The sequence below is a fragment of the Luteimonas soli genome, from assembly GCF_042648865.1.
Classification (GTDB): domain Bacteria; phylum Pseudomonadota; class Gammaproteobacteria; order Xanthomonadales; family Xanthomonadaceae; genus Luteimonas; species Luteimonas soli.
Genome location: NZ_JBHRYA010000003.1, coordinates 664488 through 689594 on the forward strand (window position 1 = coordinate 664488; position 25107 = coordinate 689594).

At 69.4% G+C, this 25107-nt stretch carries 23 protein-coding genes and 4 tRNA genes; 12 read left to right on the top strand and 15 right to left on the bottom strand.

Going from position 1 to position 25107, the window contains the following annotated elements; genetic code table 11:
- Positions 1-148 precede the first annotated feature (148 nt).
- On the bottom strand, positions 149-859 hold the full coding sequence (locus tag ACFONC_RS06260; protein WP_386742851.1) for an FFLEELY motif protein: 711 nt from the start codon (positions 857-859) through the stop codon (positions 149-151).
- Positions 860-952: 93 nt separating this feature from the next.
- Here ACFONC_RS06260 and ACFONC_RS06265 point away from each other — a divergent pair, with 93 nt between their 5' ends.
- From ACFONC_RS06265 to ACFONC_RS06275, 3 genes are all read left to right on the top strand, one after another.
- A complete protein-coding gene (locus ACFONC_RS06265; RefSeq protein WP_386742852.1) occupies positions 953-2242 on the top strand; it encodes a patatin-like phospholipase family protein in 1290 nt (429 codons plus the stop codon).
- Positions 2243-2323: 81 nt separating this feature from the next.
- Positions 2324-2920 (top strand): phasin family protein, encoded by a 597-nt coding sequence (locus ACFONC_RS06270; protein ID WP_386742853.1) that lies wholly within the window; start codon positions 2324-2326, stop codon positions 2918-2920.
- A 190-nt stretch (positions 2921-3110) separates the two neighbouring features.
- Complete coding sequence (locus ACFONC_RS06275) at positions 3111-4061, top strand: restriction endonuclease (protein ID WP_386742854.1); 951 nt, start codon at positions 3111-3113, stop codon at positions 4059-4061.
- Between the two features lie 209 nt (positions 4062-4270).
- Here ACFONC_RS06275 and ACFONC_RS06280 read toward each other — a convergent pair whose 3' ends face one another.
- On the bottom strand, positions 4271-6262 hold the full coding sequence (locus ACFONC_RS06280; RefSeq protein WP_386742855.1) for an SDR family oxidoreductase: 1992 nt from the start codon (positions 6260-6262) through the stop codon (positions 4271-4273).
- A gap of 355 nt (positions 6263-6617) precedes the next feature.
- On the opposite strand from ACFONC_RS06280, the gene ACFONC_RS06285 reads away from it, so the two are divergent.
- The 3 genes from ACFONC_RS06285 to ACFONC_RS06295 all read left to right on the top strand — a co-directional run bounded on the left by ACFONC_RS06285 (position 6618) and on the right by ACFONC_RS06295 (position 8610).
- Positions 6618-6875: an acyl-CoA-binding protein gene (locus ACFONC_RS06285; RefSeq protein WP_386742856.1), complete on the top strand. Its 258-nt coding sequence runs from the start codon at positions 6618-6620 to the stop codon at positions 6873-6875.
- A 14-nt stretch (positions 6876-6889) separates the two neighbouring features.
- A complete protein-coding gene (locus ACFONC_RS06290) occupies positions 6890-7519 on the top strand; it encodes a TetR/AcrR family transcriptional regulator (protein ID WP_386742857.1) in 630 nt (209 codons plus the stop codon).
- 239 nt (positions 7520-7758) lie between these two features.
- The gene (locus tag ACFONC_RS06295; RefSeq protein WP_386742858.1) at positions 7759-8610 is read left to right on the top strand and encodes a hypothetical protein; all 852 of its coding nucleotides are present in this window, start codon (positions 7759-7761) and stop codon (positions 8608-8610) included.
- Positions 8611-8715: 105 nt separating this feature from the next.
- Here ACFONC_RS06295 and ACFONC_RS06300 read toward each other — a convergent pair whose 3' ends face one another.
- Positions 8716-9354, bottom strand: coding sequence for a response regulator (locus ACFONC_RS06300; protein ID WP_386742859.1), 639 nt, complete (start codon positions 9352-9354; stop codon positions 8716-8718).
- Between the two features lie 71 nt (positions 9355-9425).
- Here ACFONC_RS06300 and ACFONC_RS06305 point away from each other — a divergent pair, with 71 nt between their 5' ends.
- The 3 genes from ACFONC_RS06305 to ACFONC_RS06315 all read left to right on the top strand — a co-directional run bounded on the left by ACFONC_RS06305 (position 9426) and on the right by ACFONC_RS06315 (position 11652).
- Positions 9426-10937, top strand: coding sequence for a histidine kinase (locus ACFONC_RS06305; RefSeq protein ID WP_386742860.1), 1512 nt, complete (start codon positions 9426-9428; stop codon positions 10935-10937).
- Between the two features lie 151 nt (positions 10938-11088).
- Positions 11089-11163 (top strand) — tRNA-Val (locus ACFONC_RS06310).
- Positions 11164-11436: 273 nt separating this feature from the next.
- Positions 11437-11652 carry a hypothetical protein gene (locus ACFONC_RS06315; RefSeq protein WP_386742861.1) on the top strand — a complete coding sequence of 72 codons (216 nt, stop codon included), beginning with the start codon at positions 11437-11439 and terminating at the stop codon, positions 11650-11652.
- A 95-nt stretch (positions 11653-11747) separates the two neighbouring features.
- Here ACFONC_RS06315 and ACFONC_RS06320 read toward each other — a convergent pair whose 3' ends face one another.
- The 11 genes from ACFONC_RS06320 to ACFONC_RS06370 all read right to left on the bottom strand — a co-directional run bounded on the left by ACFONC_RS06320 (position 11748) and on the right by ACFONC_RS06370 (position 20964).
- Complete coding sequence (locus ACFONC_RS06320) at positions 11748-13370, bottom strand: FMN-binding glutamate synthase family protein (RefSeq protein WP_386742862.1); 1623 nt, start codon at positions 13368-13370, stop codon at positions 11748-11750.
- Positions 13371-13623: 253 nt separating this feature from the next.
- Positions 13624-13710, bottom strand: a tRNA-Leu gene (locus ACFONC_RS06325).
- Between the two features lie 140 nt (positions 13711-13850).
- A tRNA-Cys gene (locus ACFONC_RS06330) sits at positions 13851-13924 on the bottom strand.
- A gap of 107 nt (positions 13925-14031) precedes the next feature.
- Positions 14032-14107, bottom strand: a tRNA-Gly gene (locus tag ACFONC_RS06335).
- Positions 14098-14742: a CDP-diacylglycerol--glycerol-3-phosphate 3-phosphatidyltransferase gene (gene pgsA, locus ACFONC_RS06340; protein WP_386742863.1), complete on the bottom strand. Its 645-nt coding sequence runs from the start codon at positions 14740-14742 to the stop codon at positions 14098-14100. Before pgsA ends, ACFONC_RS06335 begins: the two co-directional genes overlap by 10 nt.
- Positions 14743-14751: 9 nt before the next feature.
- Positions 14752-16617, bottom strand: coding sequence for an excinuclease ABC subunit UvrC (uvrC, locus tag ACFONC_RS06345; RefSeq protein ID WP_386742864.1), 1866 nt, complete (start codon positions 16615-16617; stop codon positions 14752-14754).
- A 221-nt stretch (positions 16618-16838) separates the two neighbouring features.
- Positions 16839-18263 carry a thioredoxin-like domain-containing protein gene (locus ACFONC_RS06350; protein WP_386742865.1) on the bottom strand — a complete coding sequence of 475 codons (1425 nt, stop codon included), beginning with the start codon at positions 18261-18263 and terminating at the stop codon, positions 16839-16841.
- A 41-nt stretch (positions 18264-18304) separates the two neighbouring features.
- Complete coding sequence (locus tag ACFONC_RS06355) at positions 18305-18718, bottom strand: low molecular weight protein-tyrosine-phosphatase (protein WP_386743077.1); 414 nt, start codon at positions 18716-18718, stop codon at positions 18305-18307.
- Positions 18719-18767: 49 nt separating this feature from the next.
- Positions 18768-19544: a 3-deoxy-manno-octulosonate cytidylyltransferase gene (gene kdsB, locus ACFONC_RS06360; RefSeq protein ID WP_386742866.1), complete on the bottom strand. Its 777-nt coding sequence runs from the start codon at positions 19542-19544 to the stop codon at positions 18768-18770.
- A 281-nt stretch (positions 19545-19825) separates the two neighbouring features.
- On the bottom strand, positions 19826-20218 hold the full coding sequence (locus ACFONC_RS06365; protein WP_386742867.1) for a hypothetical protein: 393 nt from the start codon (positions 20216-20218) through the stop codon (positions 19826-19828).
- A complete protein-coding gene (locus tag ACFONC_RS06370) occupies positions 20215-20964 on the bottom strand; it encodes a sulfurtransferase (RefSeq protein WP_386742868.1) in 750 nt (249 codons plus the stop codon). Before ACFONC_RS06370 ends, ACFONC_RS06365 begins: the two co-directional genes overlap by 4 nt.
- A 220-nt stretch (positions 20965-21184) precedes the next feature.
- On the opposite strand from ACFONC_RS06370, the gene ACFONC_RS06375 reads away from it, so the two are divergent.
- From ACFONC_RS06375 to ACFONC_RS06385, 3 genes are read left to right on the top strand one after another with little or no spacing between them, the layout of a single operon-like run.
- Positions 21185-21742 (top strand): YaeQ family protein, encoded by a 558-nt coding sequence (locus ACFONC_RS06375; protein WP_386742869.1) that lies wholly within the window; start codon positions 21185-21187, stop codon positions 21740-21742.
- 4 nt (positions 21743-21746) lie between these two features.
- A complete protein-coding gene (locus ACFONC_RS06380) occupies positions 21747-22931 on the top strand; it encodes a BaiN/RdsA family NAD(P)/FAD-dependent oxidoreductase (protein ID WP_386742870.1) in 1185 nt (394 codons plus the stop codon).
- Positions 22928-24220 carry a TIGR03862 family flavoprotein gene (locus ACFONC_RS06385; RefSeq protein WP_386742871.1) on the top strand — a complete coding sequence of 431 codons (1293 nt, stop codon included), beginning with the start codon at positions 22928-22930 and terminating at the stop codon, positions 24218-24220. The genes ACFONC_RS06380 and ACFONC_RS06385 overlap by 4 nt, the downstream gene beginning before the upstream one ends.
- Positions 24221-24267: 47 nt before the next feature.
- Here the strand turns inward: ACFONC_RS06385 and ACFONC_RS06390 are convergent.
- The coding region (locus ACFONC_RS06390; protein ID WP_386742872.1) for a pseudouridine synthase at positions 24268-25107 on the bottom strand (840 nt) is incomplete at its 5' end.

The window sequence follows — 25107 nt, forward strand, 5'->3', positions numbered from 1 at the left end:
CCCCCTGCGAAGGCAGGGGGAGGCCGGGAGGGGTTGTCACGGTTCACAGTGATCCCGAAGACACCCCTCCCCAACCCTCCCCTGCCTTCGCAGGGGAGGGAGCTCAAAGCTCGCGGCTTCCGCCGCTCCTGCGAAACGCCCGGCGCGCTCAGCCGAACGGGTCCGCGTGCCCCGCGAACAGCCGCTTCGACGCCCTGCGCTCCGCGCGCTCGATCTCGGCCACGAACGCGTCGGCATCGCCCAGTTCCTCGAACGCCGCCACGCCCCGCTCCAGGAACCCCTGCAGTTCGCTCAGCCCGGCCAGCTTCGCCGGTCCGCGCGAGAACGCCAGCAGCGCAGCCACGCCGGGCAGCTTCAGCGCCTTGCCGAAGCCGCTGCCGACGCTGCGGATCAGGTCGATCTGCCGCGCGCGCAGCCGCGGCAGGCCCACCTCGCGATACGCCTCGCCGTACAGCGCCGCATCCAGCTTCTTCCGCCGCGGCGCCAGCGCCTGCAGCGCCTGCGCCATGCGCAGGTCCAGCGCCTGGGTCAGCGCGCCCAGTTCGATCGCGTCGGCCACCGTGCCCAGCAGCTTCTCCGGCAACAGCCGCTGCATCATCGGCAGCACGCGCGCGATGTCGGCGTCGCGGCGGGTGAAGTCGCGGTCGCCGTAGACGTCGTCGAGGAAGAACTCCGCCGCCGGTCGCCGCGACGGGTCCTCGAGGAAATGCGCGAAGCTGCCGCGCAGGCGCGCAGCCTGCCAGCGGCGCAGTTCCGGCAGCCAGCGCAGGCGGTTGCGCGGCTCGCGCTGCGGGTCGTGCAGGACCTGGTGGCAGGCCAGTCGCCGTTCGAGACGGCGGGACAGGGACGGGCGTGGCATGCGCGCATGTTCGCAGGCCGCGGGTGAAGTTCGCCATCAGGGCGCCCGGCAGCCATCGGCTACACTCCGGTCGTCCCGTTCATCGACACCTGCATGCTTTCACTCCACCCGGCCCGGAAACGCGGCGCATCCTCCTCCCGCGGCCCGGCCCGGATCGGCCTGGCCATCGCCGGCGGTGGCCCGATCGGCGGCATGTACGAACTCGGCGCCCTGCGCGCGCTGGACGAAGCCCTCGACGGCCTCGACCTCACCGACCTGGACAGCTACGTCGGCGTCAGCAGCGGCGCATTCCTCGCCGCCGGGCTCGCCAACCGCCTGTCGACCGAGCAGATGTGCCGGATCTTCATCACCGGCGACAGCGACGACGCGCATTTCCGCGCCGACACCTTCCTGCGCCCGGCGCTGTACGAATACCTGCAGCGCGCCGCCAGCCTGCCGCGGCTGACCCTGGACTGGTGGCGCAGCGTGCTGCTCGACCCGCTCGACGTGCGCTGGTCGGACCTGATCAACCGTTTCGGCGGACTGGTGCCCACCGGCCTGTTCGACAACGCCGAGGTCGAGCGCTTCCTGCGCGACATCTTCACCCGCCGTGGCCGCAGCAACGACTTCCGCGAACTGGACGCCAAGCTGTTCGTGGTCGCGGTCGAACTCGACAGCGGCGAGCCGGTGCTGTTCGGCGGCGAAGGCTGGGAAGACGTGCCGATCTCGCGCGCCGTGCAGGCCAGCGCCGCCCTGCCCGGCCTGTATCCGCCGGTGGAAGTGCGCGGCCGGCACCTGGTCGACGGCGCCCTGCGCCGCACCATGCACGCCTCGGTGCTGCTCGAACGCGACATCGACCTGCTGATCGGCATCAACCCGCTGGTGCCGTTCAACGCCGGCCTCGGCGACGCCCGCGGCGGCGCGCCGGTCGACGACGACACCGACGGCCAGCGGCTGGTGCACGGCGGCCTGCCGGCGGTGCTGTCGCAGACCTTCCGCACCCTGCTGCAGTCGCGCATGCACGTGGGCCTGGCGCGCTACGCACAGCAGTACCCGGACATCGACCAGATGGTGTTCGAGCCCAACGCCCGCGACGGCGAGTTGTTCCACACCAACGCCTTCAGCTTCGCCGCGCGCCGCCGCGTGTGCCAGCTGGCCTGGCGCAACACCATCGACGACCTGCGCCGCCGCGCCGGCGACCTGCGCCCGGTGCTGGCCGCCAACGGCATCCGCCTGCGCGACGAGGTGCTGGAAGGCGACAGCCGCACCCTGCTCGACGGCCTCGCCGCGCGGCCGCCGCGCAGCACCGAAACCACGGCGAAACTGCGCCGCGCACTCGACGCCACCGAGCGCGTCATCGCCCGCCGCGACAACGCGCCCAGGGCACGCGCCCGCAAACGCTGAACCGACGCCACATCTCGTGTGAATGCTCTAGACAATGCGGTGATCCTGCACCGCAATCACACGAGCCGCCCGGAGGGCAACATGGCCAAGTTCAAGAAGACCGCGAAGAAGAAGACCGCCGGCTCCCGCGCCAGCGCCGACGACGTGCAGGCGCAGGCCGAGAAGCTGTCGAAGACGCTGAGCGAATCGGCGCAGCAGATCTGGCTCGCCGGCGTCGGCGCGTTCGGTCGCGCCCAGGCCGAGGGCACCAAGCTGTTCGAGGGCCTGGTCAAGGAAGGCCTGAACCTGGAGCAGACCGCGCGCAGGTTCGCCGACAGCCGCGGCAACGCCGTGCGCGACGTGGTCGAGAACCGCGTCGACCAGGCCCGCGAACGCGCCACCGACACCTGGGACCGCCTCGAGAAGGTGTTCGAGGACCGCGTCCAGCGCGCGCTGACCAAGCTCGGCGTCCCCGGCCGCGACGACCTCGCCGACCTGAGCGACCGCGTCGAGGACCTGACCGTCGAACTGCGCCGCCAGCGCGGCACGCCGGCACGCAAGGCGCCGGCACGCAAGAAGGCCGCCAAGGCCGCGCCCAAGGCGAAAAAGGCCGCGCGCAAGACCACGAAGACCGCGAAGAAGGCCGCCACCAAGCGCGCCACCCCGCGCAAGAAGGCCGCCAGCAAGGCCAAGGCCTGATCCACCCGGCCGTCGCGGCGCGTCCGCGGCGGCCCACGCTTTGCCCGCCAACCCGCTCGAAGACCGTAGCTCCCCTCCCCTTGCGGCTTCGGGTTGGCGGGCTTCTTCATGATTTTCCGACCGGCGACGCAAGCCGCGAAGGCGCGCAACGTTTATCCTTCCGTCTTTCGGAAGATCTGGCGCGAACACCGTGATCGAAAGCTCCCATTGGGTCATCGCCCTGGCCGTCGCCGTGCTGATCGGCGTGGCCGGCACCCTGTATTTCCGCCTCGTAGTCATGCGCCGCGACGAAACCGAAGCCGGCCTGGCGGCGCTGGCAGCCATGTCCTGGCGCGAGTTCATCCACCTGGTCCTGGATGCCCTCGGCAAGCGCGGCTATACGCGCGTGTTCAACCGCGAGTCGCCGTCGGGCGACACCGACTACACCCTCGAACGCGACGGCAAACGCTGGCTGCTGTCATGCAAGCACGGCAGTGCCTTCGTCCTGAGCGGCGCCCAGGTCGCTGAACTCGCCAACGAAATCCGCCTGGCCAATGCCGCCGGCGGCATCCTGGCCACCCAGGGCAGCGTCAGCAAGGAAGCACGTCCCGCGGCCAAGGTCCAACGCATCGAACTGCTCGACGGCCCGACCCTGTGGCCCGAACTGCGCGAACTGATGGGCGAGGAGCAGCGCGCACCGATCCTGGCCGGCGCCGCGACCAAGGCACGCCAGCGCACCCTGCTGTCATGGCTGCTGGCGCTGGTGGCGGGCGTGGCCGTGTTCACCCTGGTGCCGCGCCCCGAACCGTCGGTGCCAAGCGATTCCCCATCCACTACCGACGCCGCGGCAACGGCGGCAAGCGAAGCAGCCAACGCAGCGGCGGCGCCGATTTCGGCCCCGGCACCAGACGACGCGCGGACACTGGAAAAGCAGCGCGAAGACGTTGCCGACGCGATTTCCACCCTGCCCATGGTCGACCGCGCCGTGTGGTCCACGCAGTCCACCCTGCAGGTCTTCCTGCTTGATGGCCGCGGCGATGCTTTCGACCAGATCTGCCCGCTCATGGTCCGCTACGACGCCCTGGCATCGTCCCGCATCCAGCTCACGCCGCCACCGGGCAGCGAACTGCCGACGCGGTTCCGGCAGTGCAGGAGCTACTGAGCCGGGCAATGCGCTCCTTGCGGGAACGGCGAAAGCCGCGAAGTCTTCGACGAATCCCCCGCGTGCCGTAGGTCGGGGCTACGCCCCCGACGGCTCTTGATCTCCGCGCCTTGATTCCGGGCTTCCGAAAGGCGCGCACCGCGTTGCCGGAACGCCGTCGGGGGCGTAACCCCGACCTACGCGCTCCCGCGGACACGGCGCTTGCGGGCCTACCAGTGCACCCCGCGCATCAGCGAGGCGAAGGCGATCTGCTCGCCGCTGGGCTCGGCCTCGCCCTTGAGCGCCTTCCTGTCGCCCTTCGCGGCGGCGGAATCAGGGAACAGCTCGAACGCGGTGTTCATCACCACCTCGTACGCCTTCGGCGCCACCGCGTTGATCAGCGCGGCGAAGATGCCCAGCCGCGTGGCGATGCGGGTCGGTCGTTCGATGATCGCCTTGACCAGCAGGTCGGCGGCCTCGTCCGGCGTCAGCGTCGGCACGCTGTCGTACATCTTGGTCGGCGCGATCATCGGCGTCTTCACCAGCGGCATGTTGATCGTGGTGAAGCTGATCCCCTTGCCCGACAGCTCGCCCTGCGCGCAGCGGCTGAACGCGTCCAGCGCGGCCTTCGACGCCACGTAGGCTGAAAACCGTGGCGAGTTGGCCAGCACGCCGATCGAGCTGATGTTGATGATGTGGCCCTTGCGCCGATGAGTCATCGCCGGCATGAAGCCCATGATCAGGCGGATGCTGCCGAAGTAGTTGAGCTGCATCGTGCGCTCGAAGTCGTGGAAGCGGTCGTAGCTGGCCTCGATCGAGCGCCGGATCGAGCGGCCGGCGTTGTTGATAAGCACGTCGACGTGGCCGTGCTCGTCGAGCACCTTCTTCACCAGCCGGTCGCAGTCGGCCATGTCCGACAGGTCGGCAGTGTAGGCGAACACCTTGCCACCGGCGGCCTTCATCTCGTCACGGGCCTTGAACAGTTCCTCCTTGCCGCGCGCAACGATCACCGTGACCGCGCCGGCCTCGGCCACGCGCTTCGCGGTCGACAGGCCGATGCCGGACGAGCCGCCGGTGATGACGACGACTTTGTTGCGCACCTTGCCCTTGAGCGTGCGGTCGATGAACAGGTCCGGGTCCAGGTGCCGCTCCCAGTAGTCCCACAGGCGCCAGGCGTAGTCCTCCAGCCGCGGCACGGCGACGCCGCTGCCCTTGAGTGCGCGCTCGGTTTCGCGGCTGTCGAAGCGCGTGGGATAGGTGATGAACCGGAGCACGCTCTTCGGGATCCGGAAGTCGCGCAGCAGCATGCCGACAAAACGCCGCACCGGCGGCAGGTTTCCGACCGCGCCGCGGATGCTCGGCGGCACGAAGGCGAACATGCGCGCATCGAAGCGCATCGTCATCTCCGGCGCATGGCCGGCACGGCAGAACGTGTTGAGCACCTCGCCCACGCGCAGCGGTTCCGGATCGGTAAGGTGGAACGTGTGTCCGTCGAGCTTCGGCTTGTGCGCGATGTGGTCCATCGCATCGGCGACGAAGTCCACCGGCACGATGTTGATCCGGCCGCCCTCGATGCCCAGCGTCGGCATCCACGGCGGCAACATCTCGCGCAGCTTCTTGATCAGGGTGAAGAAATAGTACGGGCCGTCGATCTTGTCCATCTCGCCGGTCTGCGAATGGCCGACCACCATGCCGGGGCGGTAGATCCGCCACTTGATCCGCTTCTCCCCGCGCACCAGGCCTTCGGAGTCGTGCTTGGTGCGCAGGTATGGATCGTCCAGGCCCTCGGCCTCCTCGAACATGTCCTCGCGGAAGATCCCGGGGTACAGCCCGGCCGCGGCAATCGAGCTGGCATGGTGGAAACAACCGGCCTCGACCGCGGCCGCCAGGTCCAGCGCGTTCTGCGTGCCGTCGACGTTCGCCACCTGCTGCGCCTCGGCACGGGCGTCGAGATCGTAAATCGCGGCCAGGTGGAAGAAGTGCTTCACCTTGCCCTTCAACGCACGCACCTGCGCGGCGGTCAGCCCGCAGCGAGCCGCGGCCATGTCGCCATGCAGCACGGTGATGCGCTTGAGGTCCCAGCCCATCTTTTTCGCGATCGCGTCGAACTTCTTCTGCGAGTCCTTGCGCACCAGCACATGGATCGTGCCCTTGCGCTTAAGCAGGTTGGCGACCAGGAAGCGTCCGATGAACCCGGTGGCGCCGGTGACGAAGTAGCTCATGTCCTTGCCCTCGTTGTGATCGCGTCGCCGATGGCGACCGTTGCCGGCTAACTTGCCAGAGCGGCGCGGCGGCGACAATTCCCGGCCGCGCCTTGAATGCTCCTGCCTTGCAGGAACGGCGGAAGCTGCGAGCTTCGCCGTTGCTCCTCCCCCTGCGACGGCAGGGGGAGGCTGGGAGGGGGTTCTCACGGTTCGCTCTGATCCAAAAGGCACCCCTCCCCAACCCTCCCCTGCCTTCGCAGGGGAGGGAGCAGACCCTCGCGGCCATGGCCGCTCCCACGATGCATGCAACGTGGCCGGTTGACCCCCCTCCCCCCGCGTGCTGTCATGCGGGCCTCTTCCGGGGGAAGCCGCAATGTCCGATCTGCAAGCACGCTTCGAACAGGCCAAGCAGGACGTCCAGGGACTGTCCGAGCGGCCCGACAACGACACCCTGCTGCGCCTGTACGCGCTGTACAAACAGGGCTCGGAAGGCGACGTCAGCGGCCCGAAGCCGGGCTTCTTCGACTTCGTCGCCACCGCCAAGTACGAAGCCTGGGCCAAGCTCAAGGGCACCGGCCAGGACGACGCGAAGCAGAAATACGTCGACCTGGTGAAGAAGCTGGCGGGCTGATCCGCCCCACCACGATGGCCGCGCGACAGACACGGCAACGCATCCTCGACTGCTCGCTTGCGATGTTCAACACGCAGGGCGAGCCCAACGTCACCACCAACCACATCGCCGACGAGCTGGAGATCAGCCCGGGCAACCTGTACTACCACTTCCGCAACAAGGACGACATCATCGAGCAGCTGTTCGCGCGCTTCGACGCGCGGATGGACGATGCGCTGGCCGCGCCCGGCGGCCGGCTGCCGGGGCTCGAGGACATCTGGCTGCAGCTGCACCTGGCATTCGAGTGCATCTGGGACTACCGCTTCCTGTACCGCGACCTGGTCGAGATCCTCAGCCGCAACCGCCGCCTGCGCGTGCGCTTCGCACGGATCCTCAAGCGCGCCGACGACAACGCCCACCAGGTCATGCGCGGCCTCTCGCAGGCCGGCGTGATGCGCGCCTCGGCGGCCGAGCTCGATGCCGCGGCGACCAACGTGCTGGTGCTGGCGACGTTCTGGCTCAACTACGCCGCCGTGCGCGGCGACAAGGACGAGAACGCCGCGATCCGCGACGGCATCGTGCAGGTGATGATGCTGCTGGCGCCCTTCCTGCGTGATGCGGAGCGGGTGCACCTGAACAAGCTGACGCAGGCTTACATCGACTGACGCCCACGCTGGCGCGTGTTCGGGGTTCGGGATTCGGGATTCGGGATTCGGGATTCGGGATTCGGGATTCGGGAAAAGCGTTTCGCTTTTGCCCCCTTTGGAAAAGGGGGTATGGGGGATTTGCTCTTGATCTCCTCAGGAGCCCGCGGCTTCCGCCGCTCCCACCAACAGCACAACACCCCTTGCCAGCGGACGCGCGCCGGGCAATGCTCGGCGCACCGATCAGACAGGACGCGATCATGGCTTCGAAGACCTCCTGGGCCGCTTTTCCGCACGATGCCAAGGCCTACACCCATGCCGGCGACGCGCTGAAGAAGGCGTGGCCGAAACTGCACGCCGGCGACTGCGAACCCTTCCCCGACGACAAGCGCGCCGCGACCCTGCTCAAGGCAGCCGGCAAGGCCGCGCCGAAGCTGGACGCCGCCGCGCTCGCGGCCGCGTTGCAGGACGCCTGGCGCGCGTTCCATCGCGGCGACTTCAAGGCGGCCTTCGACGCCGGCAGCGCGCTGGGACCGGTCGGCGCTTCGGTGGCGGTCAAGGCGCTCGGCATCCACGCCACCTACCTGGTCGACGCCGAGGCCGAGAAGCTCAAGCGCTTCGAGCAGGCCGCCAAGCTGGCCGAGGCCGCGATCAAGGCGCTGCCCGACGAAGCCAACAGCCACTATCGCCACGCCTTCGCGCTGGGCCGCTACAGCCAGGGGCTGTCGATCGCCAAGGCGCTCAAGCAGGGCATCGCGAGCAAGGTGCGCCAGTCGCTCGACGAGGCGCTGACGCTGGCGCCAAAGCACGCCGAGGCGCATACCTCGCTGGCCCTGTACCACGCCGAGATCATCGGCAAGATCGGAGCGATGATCGGCGGCCTGACCTATGGCGCCAAGGCCGGCGAGGCCGAATCGCACATCAAGACCGCGCTCAAGCTCACCCCCGACTCTCCCATCGCCCACATCGAGCACGGCAACGTGCTGATGCTGCTGCATGGCGACAAGAAGGAAGATGCGGCAGCGGCCGCGTACGAAAAGGCCGCGAAGCTCAAGCCGCTCGACGCGATGGAAGCGCTGGACGCGGCGTATGCGAGGTCGCAGCTGGAGTAGTGGTTTCCGGGTGTTCGATGGGTTTCGCTGCGCTCTTCCCATCCTACAGACGGGTCGTGTTGATCGTAGGATGGGTAGAGCGCAGCGAAACCCATCACCGGCACCCTACGCCCGCCCGATCAACCCCCGCTTCATCGCCAGCAGCCGCAGCTCATGGTCCGAGCCCAGCTTGAGCTTGCTGTAGATGTTGGTCCGGTGCGCGTACGCGGTCTTGGCGTGGATGCCGACGGTGGCCGCCACCCGCGCGACCGAATGCCCGCGCGCCAGCAGCAGGAATACCTGCGCCTCGCGCGCGGTCAGTTCCGGCAGCTCGCCGTGCTCGTCAACCGAACCCTCGCCTTCGTAGTCGCGCACGTCGGTGCCCAGGTAGGTCTCGCCGCGGCCGACGGCGCGGATCGCGTCCACCAGTTCATCCGGCGCCGAGCTTTTGGTGACGAAACCGCGCGCCCCGGCCGTCAGCGCGTCTTGCACGTACAGCGCGCCGTCGTGCATGGTCAGCACCACGATCGCCAGGTCCGGCCGCTGGGCCAGCAGGTGCCGTAGCATGACCAGCCCGTCGCCGTCCGGCAGGGAGAGGTCGAGCACCAGCACGTCGCAGGTGGAATGCAGCATCCACGCCGCCAGCTCCTGCGCGCTGCCCACCTCGGCGATCACCTGCCAGCCGGGCTCGAGCTCGAGCAACTGGCGGAAGCCCGACCGCACGATGGGGTGGTCATCGACCAGGACAATACGCAGTGTCGACATCGAATTCGCCGCCGGGAGACTCGGAAAACCCGGCCATTGAAGCGCAATCACCGCCCTGGCGTCGACCGGCTGTGATCTGGCTGCTGCTCTATCCGTTCGCCTGGCTGGGGCTGTTCGGCATTTCCGGGATGCTCTGGTACCTGCCCGCGGGCCTGCGACTGGGCACGCTGTGGCTGCTGCCCCGGCGCCTGTGGCCGGCGATGGCGGCGATCGAGATCACCACGCTCGTCATCCTGGGGCGGACGCTTGGCTACAGCTCGCTGACGGGCTGGCTGCTCGGCGCGATCATTCCGTGGTGCATCTACGCAGTGGTGCTGCGCGGGATCGGGCGCCACGGCCGCGGCACGCCGGCGTACAGGGCGCTGCCACGGTTGCTGGTGGTGGGATTCGTGGCGGCCGTGTTCAACAGCCTGCTGCTGACTGCGATCGACCTCAACGACGACGGCAGCCTGGCCGCCGGCCTGCCACCGACCCTGGTGTCGTTCGCGCTCGGCGATTTCGCCGGTTCGGTGCTGGTGGTACCGATCATGCTGGCCCTGACCGACCAGTTCGGCCCGGAGCGCCGCCCGTGGCCGCTGCTGCTGGCGTACGGCGTCGCACTGGCCTCACCGGCAGTGGTGCTGGGGCTGGCCCTGCTGCCATCCATCGAGGCGCCGATCTATCCGCTGGCGCTGGCGCTGTTGCCGTTGTTCCTGGTCGCATATCGCTATGGCTGGCGGCCGGCCATGGTTTCCTACGGCCTGCTCTGCCTCGCGCTGACCACCGCCCGGCTGCCGAACGTGGAGCAACTCCAGCCCGGCCAGCTGCCGCTGCTGATGGCCATGGTCGGCTGCGCGGTGCTGCTGGTGGGCGTGTCCACCGAGACGCTGCGCACCCGGCGCCGGGAGATGGACGAAATCGTGCAGGCGCTGCGCACGCGCAGTGCCGAACTTGCCCGCGCGGCCAACCGCATGGCCGCGATGCAGGAACAGGAACGCCGCCGCATCGGCGTCGAACTGCACGACCAGATCGGCCAGGACATGACCGCGATCGCCACCCGCCTGCGCATCGTCGAGCTCACCGCCTCGAACCCGACCGTGCTCGAGGGCCTGAGCTCGATCAGCAGCCTGGTGACCAGCGCCCACGGCCACCTGCGCGAAGTCATCAACGAGCTTCACCCGGCCGTGCTCGACCGCTTCGGCCTCACCCGCGCGATCGCCGAAGGCCCATTCGCCGAGCTGCTGCGCGACCGCGGCGTGCTGTACACCAGCCGCGTCCAGGGCCGCGTGGACCACTTGCCCGACAACATCGCCTCGGCCCTTTACCGCATCTGCCAGGAAGCGGTCACCAACGGCGCGCGCCACGGCTGCGGCGGGCGCATGCACATCCGCCTGGTGCTGGCGCCCTCGGAAAACGCCGCCGAACTGACCATGGAAATCGAGGACCAGGCCGGCGCGATCATCATCGACCCCAACCGTCCCGGCCGCGGCCTGCTCAACATCCGCGACCGTGCCGACGCCATCGGCGCCGATTACCGCTTCGATCCGGACGGCGGCATGCCGCGCCACCGCGTGCATCTGTGGGTGGCGATGCCCGTGGCGTAGGCCACGCTGTATATACCCCGACCGCTTTTCGGGTTCGCCGCGGGTCGGGACGCAGCACCCACCAGCGGCCGCTCCAGGGCGGCCGACACAGTACCGCCCCGCCCGGGTTGGCAATCCTGCCTCCGCCAAAGTAAACTTCGCGCCCCGATCGGGGCGGTTAGCTCAGCGGTAGAGCATTGCCTTCACACGGCAAGGGTCACAAGTTCGAACCTTGTACCGCCCACCATCGGTTGTCCAAAGCCACCCACGCGGTGGCTTTTTTTCTTGCCCTTGCGCCGGCGCAGGTACTGGGAACCGGTTGTCCCACCCTTCCCCGCTGATCGATCCCGTTCAGGAACCGCGGCCCGCGTGCGCGGAATTGCGCGACAGCGACGTTTTCCGGCACCGCACGCCCCTTCCTGTCACGTGTCCCGGCCATTCTCCGTGCATGCGCGGCTCCCGCGCGCGGCACGGGACTTGCATGCCTTGCTCCGTGCAACAGGCTTCCGAGGGGATATCCATGGAACGCGAACTGTTTTCGATCGAGCAATCGGCGCGCGGCTGGGTGGTCTACACCGCCAACGGCGGCAACGAGCCGCCCGACCCGACCCCGCTGGTCGCACTTGAGCACGCCGAACAGCTGGCCTGCGCGCGGCACCGGAGCACGGGCCGCCCGACCGGGGTGAAGGTGAAGTTGCGCTGCGGGGATACGGTGCTGGTGGCCTGCCACGGGTGATGCCGGGGGCGTCGGGGGCGTAGCCCCGATCTACGGCGGGTCGACCCGATGGCGTCGGTCGGGCTACGCCCCCGACGCCCCGCAAACCGGAACCGCTAGCGGTTCTTGACCTCCCGCATCGCCAACACCCTGTCCGGCGCGACGAACGAATCGCTGCGCGCCGCCGACCAGAAATTCCGGAACACCGCATGCTCGGGCATCCGCTCGAGCAGTTCGCCAGGGTCGAGGAAGCGATACAGAGCCGCCAGCGAACGCACCTCGGTCCGCGAGACCCGGCGCAGGATGTGTTCGGGACCCAGCTGGCGCGGATGCTCCAGCCCCGCCGCGCACAGCAGGTCGCGCAATGCCTTGACCGTGTTTTCGTGGAACTGGAACACGCGCGTGGACTTGTCCGCCGTGTCGAGCTTGCGCCAGCGTTTCGGATCCTGGGTGGCGACACCGGTCGGGCAACGGTCGGTGTGGCAGCTCAGCGACTGGATGCAGCCGAGCGCGAACATGAAGCCGCGCCCAGCATTGCACCAGTCAGCGCCCATCGCCATGGTGCGGGCGATGTCGAAGGCGCTGGTGATCTTGCCGGCCGCGCCCACCCGGATGCGGTTGCGCAGGCCAACGCCGACCAGGGTGTTGTGCACCAGCATCAGCGCCTCGTGCATCGGCAGGCCGACGTGGTCGATGAACTCCGCCGGCGACGCGCCCGTGCCGCCTTCGGCGCCGTCGACGACGATGAAGTCCGGCAGGATCCCGGTTTCCTGCATCGCCTTGGCCACCGAGAACCATTCCCACGGGTGGCCGATCGCCAGCTTGAAACCGGTCGGCTTGCCGCCGGACAGTTCGCGCAGGCGGGCGACGAATTCCAGCAGCCCGATCGGCGTGGAGAATGCCGAATGCCGCGATGGCGAGATGCAGTCGAGGCCCTCCGGCACGCCGCGGGTGGCGGCGATCTCGGCACTGACCTTGGGCCCGGGCAGCACGCCGCCGTGGCCCGGCTTGGCGCCCTGCGAGAGCTTGACCTCGATCATCCTCACCTGCGGCTCGCGCGCGTTGGCGGCGAAGCGCTCCTCGCTGAAGCGCCCGTCTTCCTCGCGGCAGCCGAAGTAGCCAGAGCCGATTTCCCAGACCAGGTCGCCACCGTTCTCGCGGTGGTAGGCCGAAATCGAGCCCTCGCCGGTATCGTGGTAGAAATTGCCGCGCTTCGCGCCGGCGTTGAGCGCGCGGATCGCGTTGGCCGACAGCGAGCCGAAGCTCATCGCCGAGATGTTGAAGACGCTGGCCTCGTAGGGCTGCGCGGCCTCGGCGCCGACGCGCACGCGGAAATCGTGGGAGGGGATCGTCGTCGGCAGCAGCGAATGGTTGATCCATTCGTAGTCCAGGCCGTAGACGTTGCGCTCGGTACCGAAGGGCACCACGTCGATCACGTTCTTGGCGCGCTGGTACACGAGCGACCGCTGGCGCCGCGAGAACGGCACTTCCTGCAGGTCTTCCTGGATGAAGTACTGGCGGATCTCGGGCCCGATCGACTCCAGCGCATAGCGGAAGTGCGCGAGGATCGGGTAGTTGCGGCGCAGCGTGGTGCGCGTCTGCAGCATGTCCCAGGTGCCCAGCAGCGACAGCGCGCCAAAGATGCCCAGCGGCCAGTACCAGTGCTGGCTGCGCAGCGACATCCACGCCGAAAGCAGCGTCATTGCGAGGCAGGCAACGTAAAGCAGGTAGCGCGACATGCGGCGGGCCCTTGGCTTGCGGTCGCGGGCATTGTTGCAGACCGTCGCTCGCCGGGGCGATGTCCGGCGCCTTGCGGGAGCTGTCGCAGGACCGGCGGAAGAAGCCGCGAGCCCTTGTTCGCGCGGCGGCTGCGGAGGAAGGCCCGTAACCCGTAGGATGGGTAGAGCCGCAGGCGAAACCCATCATCGCCTGATGCATGCCGCGCAGGCGATGGGTTTCGCCTGCGGCTCTACCCATCCTACGGTGCCGAGGTGGTGCCCGGAGTCGGAGTCGAACCGACAAATCCTCGCGGATGAGGGATTTTAAGTCCCCTGCGTATACCAGTTTCGCCATCCGGGCTGCATCGCGAAGGCGCGCCGTGGGCGCATCCGTAAGTCGCAATTCATGGCAACGGAATCCTCCGCAAAAACCGGTCGCCCCGCGTTTGCCGGATCATCGGCAACAACTGGCGGCCCCGCGGGAGGGCCGCGTGCCCGGAATGGAGGCCTGGGTCGGAATTGAACCGGCGTACGCGGCTTTGCAGGCCGCTGCATAACCACTCTGCCACCAGGCCGGTGACTTGCTGCTCCGGATCAAGATACCCGGATCGCGGGCGGAACGCTTGGCGGCGCGTTCCGCCTGAAAAACAAAACCCCGGCATTGCCGGGGTCCTGCTGGATCTGGAGCGGGAAACGAGACTCGAACTCGCGACCCCGACCTTGGCAAGGTCGTGCTCTACCAACTGAGCTATTCCCGCGGAGGAAGCGGAATTCTACCTTCACGTTCGGAACTGTCAACCGGAATTCCCTCCCCCGCGCGCAAGACCGGCCACGCCGCGCGCAAATACGCCAGGCCCGACCACAGCGTGAGCAGGGCGGCGACCGCCAGCAGCCAGTCGCCGACGTGGAAAACCAGGTCGCGCATGAACAGATCGTGTCGTGGCTGCGGGTCGGGGGACACCGAATACAGCAGGCACAGCAGCGCGACCATCTGCGCCACGGTCTTGATCTTGCCGATGGCGGCGACCTTGACCCGCGCGCGCTGGCCCAGCTCGGCCATCCACTCGCGCAGGGCCGACACCGCGATCTCGCGCCCCACGATCACCGCCGCCCACAGCGCCATCCACGCCGTCGGGTGGCCCTGGACGATCAGGAACAGGGCCACGGCGACCATCAGTTTGTCGGCAACCGGGTCCAGGAATGCCCCGAATGCGGAGTACTGGTGGTAGCGGCGCGCGATCCAGCCGTCGAGCCAGTCGGTGACCGCGGCCAGGCCGAACACCGCCGTGGCGGCGAAATTGGTCCATTTGTAGGGCAGGTAGAACACCAGCACCAGCACCGGGATCATCAGGATCCGCAGCAGGGTCAGCCATGTGGGGATGGTCAGCTTCATTGCTCGTCTTCAGTCCGGCCGGCGTTCGCTGCCCGGCCCCTGCAGCCCGTGCAGTGTGGCGTAAATCCGCCCGGCAAGCTCGGAACTGATGCCCTCCACGTGTGCGATCTCGTCCGCACTCGCGTTTTTCAGCCCGCCCAGGCCGCCGAAATGCTTGAGCAAGCTGGCGCGCCGGCGCGGGCCGATGCCAGGGATGTCCTCCAGCCGGCTGCTGTTGCGCGCCTTCTGCCGGCGGCCGCGGTGGCCGGTGATGGCGAAGCGGTGGGCCTCGTCGCGCACCTGCTGGACCAGCTGCAGGCCGGGGGACGCGGCGCCGGGGTGCAGTTCGCGGCCCGGCTGCCCGTCGGCGCCGGGCAGCAGCAGGGTCTCGTCGCCGGGCCGGCGCGCCTCGCCCTTGGCCACGCCGACCAGCACCGGGCCATCGACGCCCAGGTCGGCCAGCACGGACCTGGCCTGGGCCACCTGCCCTGCCCCACCGTCGATCAGCAGCACGTCGGGCAACACGCCATCCTGCTCCACCGCGCGCCGGAACCTGCGCTGCAGCGCCTGGTGCATCGCCGCGTAGTCGTCGCCCGGCTCGATCCCGGTGATGTTGTAGCGCCGGTACTGGCCGCGCACCGGGCCGTCGGCGTCGAACACCACGCACGAGGCCACCGTCGCCTCGCCCATGGTGTGGCTGATATCGAAGCACTCGATGCGCTGCGGCAGGTCGTCCAGGCCGAGCATGTCGCGCAGCGATTCCACCCGCGCGCGCTGCGCGGCCTGGCTGCCGAGCTCGGTGGCGAGCGTCATCTCGGCGTTGCGGCGCGCCAGGTCCAGGTAGCCGGCGCGGTCGCCGCGCACGCTGGTCTTGACCTGCACCCGGCGGCCGGCGGCGGTACTGAAGGCGTCCTGCAGCAGCTCGACGTCCTCGATCTCGCGGTCGAGGATTATCTCGCGCGGCGGCAGCTGCTCGCCGTAGTACTGCGAGACGAACGCCGCCAGCACCTCGGCCGGGCTGTCGCTGCCGTTGGTCTTGGGGAAGAAGGCGCGCGTGCCCAGGTTGCGGCCATCGCGGAACGCAAGCAGCAGCACGCAGGCGTGGGTGCCCTGCATCGCGCAGGCCAGCAGGTCCATGTCGGCGACCTGCCCCTCGACGTACTGCCGCGCCTGCAGGGTGCGGATCATCGCGACCTGGTCGCGCAGGCGCGCGGCTTCCTCGAAGTCCAGGCGCTCGCTGGCCGCTTCCATCGCGCGGTTGAGTTCGCCGCTGAGCTCGTCGCTGCGGCCTTCGAGGAACAGCGTCACCCGGCGCACCGACTCGGCGTACTCGCGCGCCTGCACCAGGCCCACGCAGGGCGCGGTGCAACGGCCGATCTGGTACTGCAGGCAGGGCCGCGAACGGTTGCGGAACACGCTGTCCTCGCAGCTGCGCAGCTTGAACAGCTTGTGCACCAGGTTCAGGGTCTCGCGCACCGCCACCACGCTCGGATACGGGCCGAAGTAGCGCCCGGGGATGCTGCGCGCGCCGCGATGCAGGCCGATCCGCGGCCACGGTTCCTGGGTGAGCAGCACGTACGGGTAGCTCTTGTCGTCGCGCAGCAGCACGTTGTAGCGCGGCTTGAGCGACTTGATCAGCTGGTTCTCCAGCAGCAGCGCCTCGGCCTCGCTGCGAGTCACGGTGACGTCCATGCGCGCAACCTGCGCCAGCATCGCCATCGTCCGCGCGTTCTTCGGCGCGTTGCTGAAATAGCTGGCCACGCGCTTCTTCAGCGCGCCGGCCTTGCCGACGTACAGCACGCTGTCGTCGGCGGCGAACATGCGGTACACACCCGGCGCGGTGCTCAGGCCGCGGACGAATTCCTTGCCGTCGAAGGGGGGCTGCGGGGTGCTCATGCAGGACAGAGATTGAGGGCTGCGGCGGGCTTGCTCAAGGCCGGTGCACCGATGCCGCGGTCGCAACGTGCGATCTTCCCGAACCGGGCCGCATCAGATTCGTCATCCCGGCCGCGGGCATGGACCGAAGTTTGTCATCCCGAACGGAGCGGGGAATCCGGGGTCTGCCCGTGCACTGGAGCACGGACGCTGCAGCGGCGATGGCCGAACGCAGCCCCCCGTCATTCCCCGATCGGCACGTGGCGCAGCGCGCCGTTGCGGGTATCCAGGCGCAGCACCGCATGGGCGTCGGTATCGGCAATCCAGACCACGCGGTCGGCGATCGCCAGGCCCGACGGGGAGTGCAGGCGCTGCGGCAGTTCGAACGTGGCCAGTTCGCCGCCGCCCAGGCGCAGGGTGCGCAGGACATCGTTGCCGCTGTCGGCGATCCAGAGCACCGGCGCGTCCGGGTCCAGCGCAATCGCCTGCGGCTGCTGCAGCCGCGCCTCCACGCGCGCGCCGTCGGCGTTGCCGAAGTTCCACGTGTCCTGGCCGAGCAACGTGGTGACCTGCCCGCTGCGCGCGTTGACGCTGCGGATCGCCGAGCCCGCCGCATCGCAGGCGTACAGCACCTGCTGCACCGTCGCCAGCCCGACCGGTTCGGCGAAGTTCGCCCGGCTGCCGCTGCCGTCGGACACGCCCAGCGCGCCGGAACCGGCGAGCAGGCGCAGCTCCCGCTTGCCCAGGTTGTAGGTCCAGATCCGGTTGTCACCGGCGGTGGCGATGTGCATCGCCTCGGCGCTGAGCGCGATGGCGCGCGGCTGGTCCAGCGCGACGGCCCGCGGATCGGTGATCACGCCTTCGACCGGCTCGCCGGGCCGGCCGGCCCCGCAGATCGTGTCGATGTCGCCGCTGCGCAGCTGGATCCGGCGCACGGAATGGTTGCCGGTGTCGGCGACGTAGAGCATGTCGCGCTGCAGGCAGATGCCTTGCGGACGGTTGAACGCGGACAGCTCCATCGGTCCGTCGATGAAACCGGGACCGCCGCTGCCGAACTGGCGCAGCACGCGGCCGCCGTGGTCGCATTCGAGGATGCGGTGGTGGCCGCTGTCGGCCACGTACAGGTAGTTGGCGTCGACTGCGATGCCGACCGGGAAGCGCAGCGGCAGCATCGGCTCGCGCATCGAACGCAGTTCGATCGGCGCGGCGTTGCGCGAGCGCGGCACGATCGCGTCGTTGAGCGAAGTGACCGCGGCATCGAGCTCGCGCACCTGGCCGTCGCCGACCCAGCGTTCACGGATGTTGCCCTCGCCGTCGATCAGCACCACGGTCGGCCACGACTCGATGCCATAGTGCTGCCACAGCGCCCAGTCGGGATCGTGGGCGATCGGGAAGTCGAGCTTCTGCCGCGACAGCCGCTTGGCAACGCGGCGCGCATCGCGCTCATGGTCGAAGCGCGGCACGTGCACGGCCACCACGTTGAGCCGCTCGCCGTGGCGCGCGCGCAGGTGGGCCAGGTCGTTGAGGCGCTGCTGCGACCATGCCGAGCCGGCGTTGACGAACGCCAGCGCACACACCTTTCCGCGCAGCTGGGCCATGCGCAGCGGCTCGGCGAGGTTCAGCCATTCCAGCGACTGCGGAAATTCGGGAGCGATGCTGACGTCCATGGGCGTGTCACGGTTCCCCTGTGCCGGACCGGGATTATGCGTCATCGGCCGCGCAGTCGCGCCACCGCGGCTCGAGCGGCCTCGTCCACCTGCGTCCAGACCTGTTCGAAGTGTTCGTCGCCACCGGTATAGGGGTCGGGAATCGGGCCTTCGAGCCCCGCCCATTCCATGAACAGCGCGCTGCGTGCGCGGCCGGAATCCGGCGCCAGCGCCTGCACGTCGCGCAGGTTGGCGTGGTCGGCGCACAACAGCCAGTCGAAATCCTCGAAGTCGGCCTTGCCGAGCTGCCGCGCCCGCAGGCCGCCGATGTCGACGCCGTGGCGGTGCGCCGTGGCGATCGCGCGGCGATCGGGCGGCTGGCCGACGTGCCAGTCGCCGGTGCCGGCCGAATCGACCTCGACCTGGCCATCGAACCCGGCCTCGCGCAGCCGTGCGCGCAGCGCGCCTTCGGCCATCGGCGAGCGGCAGATGTTGCCCAGGCAGACCACCAGCAGGCGCTGCGGCTCAGGCACGGCGCGCCTCCTGGATGTGGCGTTCGGCGCGGGCGAGGTCATCGGGCGTGTCGACGCCCGACGGGAACGGCTCCGGCGTCAGCGCCACCGCGATGCGATGGCCGGCTTCGAGCGCGCGCAGCTGTTCCAGCGACTCGACCTGCTCCAGTCGGCCCGGCGGCATCTTCGCGAACCTTCGCAGGAAGCCGGCGCGGTAGCCGTAGATGCCGATGTGCCGCAGCCACGGCCCGCCTTCGGGCATGCGGTCGCGGGCGCGGGCGAAGGCGTCGCGCGGCCATGGGATCGGCGCGCGCGAGAAATACAGCGCGTGGCCGTCGTCGCTGCGCACCAGCTTGACCACGTTGGGGTCGAGCAGTTCGCCGACGTCGGTGATGGCCGCGGCCAGCGTGCTCATCGGCGCCTGCGACGCGGCCAGCGTCGCCGCGACCGCGTCGATGCCCGCCGCCGGCGCGAACGGCTCGTCACCCTGCAGGTTGACCACGATCGTGTCGTCGCTCCAGCCGGCGATGTCGGCGCACTCGGCCAGCCGGTCGGTGCCCGAGGCGTGGGATCTCGCGGTAAGCGCGACCTGCACGCCGCTGCCGGCCAACGCCTGCACGATGCGTTCGTCGTCGGCCGCAACCCACACTTCGCGCGCACCGGCCGCGAGCGCGCGCCGCGCGACGTGCAGCACCAGCGGCTCGCCGGCCAGCAGCCGCAGCGGCTTGCCCGGCAGGCGCGAGGCGTCGAAACGGGCGGGAATGGCGACGACGAAATCGGGCGTGGGCATGAGCCGATTCTAGCGGGCCTGCCCGGCGCGCGAATCGCCTTGCAGGAGCGGCTTCAGCCGCGAGCCTTTGCTGTTGCCCCTCCCCCTGCGACGGCAGGGGGAGGCTGGGAGGGGGTGCCCACGGTTCGCGCTGATCTCCAAGACACCCCTCCCCAACCCGTCCGGCCATCGAGCACAGCTCGATGTCGTTCGTCAGGCCGCGAGCCAAAGGCTCGCAAGCGGCCCTCCTCACCCCCTGCCTTCGCAGGGAGGGAGCTGAAAGCTCGCGGCTTCCGCCACTCCTACATGGGCGGGTTGTGCGCGCGGGGTGTTTCCGGGTCCGCTTCGGGCGCGGATTCCGGCAGCGGCAACGCGACTTCATCGAACTCGTCGACTTCCGGCTGCGCGAAACCGCCGCGCTCGGCCACCTCGTCGATGACGTGATCCGTCACCCGCTCGGCCGCCTGGCCAGCCAGCCGCGAGGGGTCGGCGACCTCCTCGATGCGCTTGCCGTCGAGATCCGGGCCAAAGACGTAGACCAGGTCCGACACGGTCGGCCAGCCCATCTGCGGCGCGGCCCACCAGTACAGCGCAACCACGACCACGACCGCCAGCACGAGCTTGATCGCCACGCCGACCAGCTTGTACGCCGCGTACAGCGCCAGCGGCACCAGCAGCAGCGCGAGCCAGCTCATGCGGCCCGGCCCATGCCGTCGACCAGGGGCGCCAGCGACGGATCGAGGGCGATGCGGTCGTCGAACACGAAGCAGCGGCCCTCGTAGCCCTGCCCGCCGACCTGCTCGAAATAGCCGAGGATGCCGCCATCGAGCTGCAGCACGTTGTCCATGCCGCCGGCCCGCAGCCACAGCGCGGCCTTCTCGCAGCGGATGCCGCCGGTGCAGAAGCTGACCACGGTCGCGTCGGCCAACGCCTCGCGGTGCGGTGCGAGCGCCTCGGGCAGTTCGGTGAAGTTGTCGATCGGCAGCGCCAGCGCACCCGCGAAGGTGCCGTGCGCGACTTCCTCGCGGTTGCGCGTGTCGAGCAACACGACGCGCTTGCCGGCGTCGTCGTGGCCCTGGGCGATCCAGCGCGCCAGTTCGGTCGGCGCCACGGCCGGCGCGCGGCCGCTCAGCGGCGAGGCGTCCTCGCGGCGGAAGCTGATGATCTCCGGCTTGACCTTCACCTTCAGCCTCGCGAACGGCTGCGCGGTGCTGCGGCTGTATTTCACCTGCAGGCCGGCGAACCGCGGGTCGACGCGCAGCGGCGCCAGGAAATCCTCGACGGCGCCATCGTCGCCGGCCAGGAACAGGTTGATGCCCTCGCCCGCCACCAGCACGGTCCCCAGCAGCGCACCGGCTTCCGCGCACCTGCGCAGGCGCCCGGCCAGGGCGTCCGGATCGTCGATGGCGGCGAAGTGGTAGGCGGCGATATTGGTGACCATGGGCGCATTCTACGGAATGCGTCCCTCAACCCGTCAGAATCCGCCCCCCACCGTAGGATGGGTAGAGCGCAGCGAAACCCATCATTGCGCGATTCCGATACACGGGTGATGGGGCCACGCGGGAAGAACAATGGGTTTCGCCTTCGCCTCTACCCATCCTACGGCGCATATTTCGGGAGGGCGCCTACACTAGGCGCCGGCAAACGCTCCCCCGGATCGCATGGCAACCAATTCCACCATCTACAAGGCCGAGCTGCAGCTCAGCGACATGGACCGGCACTACTACGCCACTCATGCGCTGACCCTGGCCCAGGATCCGTCCGAGACGCAGGAGCGGCTGATGGTCCGGCTGCTGGCGTTCGCGCTGCATGCCGACGACACGCTGGAGTTCGGCCGCGGCCTGTCCAGCGACGACGAGCCCGACCTGTGGCGCAAGTCGCTCAGCGGCGAGATCGAGCTGTGGATCGACCTCGGCCAGCCGGATGAGTCGCGCATCCGCAAAGCCTGCAGCCGCGCGCGCGAGGTGGTGGTGGTCAACTACGGCGGCCGCAGCGCCGACATCTGGTGGGAGAAGAACCGCGCCGCGCTCTCGCGCCTGGACAACCTCACCGTACTCGACATCGGCAGTTCGACCGTCTCCGCGCTGGGGGCGATGGCCAATCGCACGATGCGGCTGCAGGGCATGGTGCAGGACGGCCAGCTCGAACTCTATGGCGAAGGCACGTCACTGACGATCGAATCCAGCGCGCGCATGGCGCCGGCCGGACGGGCGCACTGACGCGATGGCGGAGGCATTCGATGTCGTGGTGATCGGCGCCGGCGCGGCCGGGTTGATGTGCGCGATCACCGCGGGGCGGCGCGGCCGGCGGGTGCTCGTCATCGAACACGCCAACAAGCCCGGCAAGAAGATTTTGATGTCCGGCGGCGGGCGCTGCAATTTCACCAACACCGGCACCATGCCGGAGAACTTCCTCTCCGCCAACCCGCACTACTGCAAGTCGGCGCTGGCGCGTTACACGCCGGCGGACTTCATCGCGATGGTCGAACGCCACGGCATCGCGTATCACGAGAAGGAGCTCGGCCAGCTGTTCTGCGACGAGTCCTCGAAGCAGGTCGTACGCATGCTGCTGGACGAGTGCGAGGCGGCCGGCGTGCGCGTTGAGATCGGCTGCAGCGTGGAGCACGTGCGGCAGGCCGAAGGCGGCGGTTTCGCGCTGCGCACTTCGCGCGGGAAGTTCACCGCCGCGTCGCTGGTGGTCGCCAGCGGCGGACTGTCGATTCCGAGCATGGGCGCCAGCGGCTTCGGCTACCGGCTCGCGCAGCAGTTCGGCCACGCGGTGCTGCCCACGCGCGCCGGACTGGTGCCGCTGACCCTAAGCGGCACGCACCTGGAGCGCCTGGAAGGACTGAGCGGCGTGTCACTGCCGGTCGAGGCCAGCTGTAACGGCGCGTCGTTCCGCAACGCCATGCTCGTCACCCATCGCGGGCTGAGCGGGCCGTCGATCCTGCAGGTTTCCTCGTACTGGCAGCCCGGCGACGCGCTGAAGCTGGACCTGCTGCCCGCGCTCGACGCGGAAGCCTTCCTGCGCGAACAGCGCCAGGCACGGCCGGACGCGGAGCTCAAGACGGTGCTGTCGGAACAGCTGCCCAAGCGCTTCGCGCAGCGTCTGTGCGAAGCGTGGCTGCCGAACCGTCCGATGCGCCAGTTCAACGAGCGCGAACTGCACGACATCGCCACGCAGCTGCACCACTGGCCGATCACCGCCAGCGGCACCGAGGGCTACCGCACCGCGGAGGTCACGCTGGGTGGCGTGGACACCCGCGAGCTGTCGTCCGCCACGATGGAGTCCAGGCGCGTGCCCGGCCTGTACTTCATCGGCGAGGTGGTCGACGTCACCGGCTGGCTCGGCGGCTACAACTTCCAGTGGGCCTGGGCTTCGGGCCACGCCGCGGGGGAAGTCGCGTGAGCGGGCTCGCCGTGGTCGGCGGCGGACCGGCCGGGCTGATGGCGGCGGAGGTCGCGCGCGCGGCCGGCGTGGAGGTCGACCTGTTCGACGCCAGGGGCTCGGTCGGGCGCAAGTTCCTGATCGCCGGCAAGGGCGGGCTCAACCTCACGCATTCCGAACCGATGCCGATGTTCGTGCAGCGTTACCGCGAACGCGAAGGCGAAATCACGGACTGGCTGCGTGATTTCGATGCCGACGCGCTGCGCGAATGGGCGCGCGGCCTGGGCGTGGACACGTTCGTCGGCACTTCCGGGCGCGTATTTCCCACCGACCTGAAAGCCGCACCGCTGCTGCGCGGCTGGGTGCGGCGGCTGCGCGACCACGGCGTGCGCTTCCACGTGCACCATCGCTGGCTCGGCTGGGACGACAGCACGACATCGGCGGAACACCGCGGGAGCGGCGGAAGCCGCGACCATTCCGCGCTGCGCTTCGCCACGCCCGATGGCGAACGCACGGTGCGCGCCGATGCCGTCGTGTTCGCGCTCGGCGGCGGCAGCTGGCCCCAGCTCGGTTCCGACGGCGCATGGCAGGACGTGCTGCGCGAACGCGGCGTGGACGTCGCGCCGCTACAGCCGTCGAACTGCGGCTTCGACATCGGCTGGAGTGAGCACTTCGCCGGGCGCCACGCCGGCACACCGCTCAAACCGGTGATCGCGCACTGGCGAGACGCAACGGGCGTCAAACACGCGCAGCAGGGCGAATGCGTGGTCACGCAAACCGGCATCGAGGGCAGCCTGGTCTACGCCCTCTCCGCCGAACTGCGCGACGCCATCGCGCGCCACGGCAGCGCCCTGCTCCACCTCGACCTCGCACCGGGCCGCGAGCAGGCGCGTCTGCGCGATGCGCTGGCGAAACCGCGCGCCGGCCGCAGCCTGAGCGAACACATTCGCCGCCAGGCCGGGCTGTCCGGCGCGAAATCCGGACTCCTGCGCGAAACGCTCGATCGCCAGGCGATGGACGACCCGGCCACGCTAGCAGCGACCATCAAGCGCCTGCCGCTGGTGCTGAAGTCCGCGCGGCCGATCGACGAGGCGATCAGCAGCGCCGGCGGCGTCCGGCTCGAGGCGCTCGACGCCGCACTGATGCTGGCGTCCGGCGCGCACGCGGTTCCTGCCGGCACGTTCTTCGCCGGCGAGATGCTCGACTGGGAAGCACCGACCGGCGGCTACCTGCTCACTGCCTGCTTTTCCAGCGGCAGGCGCGCGGGGGAAGGTGCTGTGGCGTGGCTGGCGCGCCGCGACGGTGCCTGAGCTTTCATCCACGCCTGCCGAATGAAAGGCACGGGCGCGCCACGCACTCAGAGTGTGCGCATGCTCGTGAACCCCCGACGTCGCCCACTCAGCGGATCGACGAACGACAACCCGCGCGCCAGCAGCTTCAACGGCCGCGAAAAATCGTCTATGACCATGGTCTCCGATAGCGTCGGATAGACATCGTCGTTGAGGATCGGCGCGCCGAGCGCGGCCATGTGCACGCGCAGCTGGTGCTTGCGTCCGGTCACCGGCCGCAGCCGGTAATGCCAGGCATCGGTGCGGCGCTCGATGACGTCGATGAGCGTCTCGCTGTTGGCCTCGCCATCAGCCTCGCGCATGCGGAAAAACGGCTCGCCGCGGACGAGCCGCGAACGGCGGGCGCATGGGAACTCGAGCTCCGGCAATGCCGGCGCCAGCGCCTCGTAGGCCTTGTCGATGGCGCGCTCGCGGAACAGCGCCTGGTAGCGCGCACGCGTTTCGCGTCGTGCGGATAACAGCACCAGCCCGGCGGTGGCGCGGTCGATGCGGTGCAGGGGTACCAGGTCGGCGTTCCCGGTGGCACGCCGTAGGCGCGCGAGCAAGGTTTCTGCCACGTATCGCCCGGCCGGCACCACCGGCAGGAAGTGCGGCTTGTCGACCACCACCAGGTCGGCGTCGGCATGCAGCACGGTTTCACGGAACGGGATCGGCGCCTCGCCGGGCACTTCGCGGAAGTAGCGCAGCTCCATGCCGACGCGGTACGGGTGCACCGCCTCCAGCGGTTTGCCGTCGCGATCCTGCACGCGGCCGCGTGCGAAGCGGTCACGCCACTGCTCGCGCGTGACCGCGGGGAAGCGCGCGCACAATCCGTCGATGAGCGTCGGCCAGTCGCCGGGCGGAAGCTG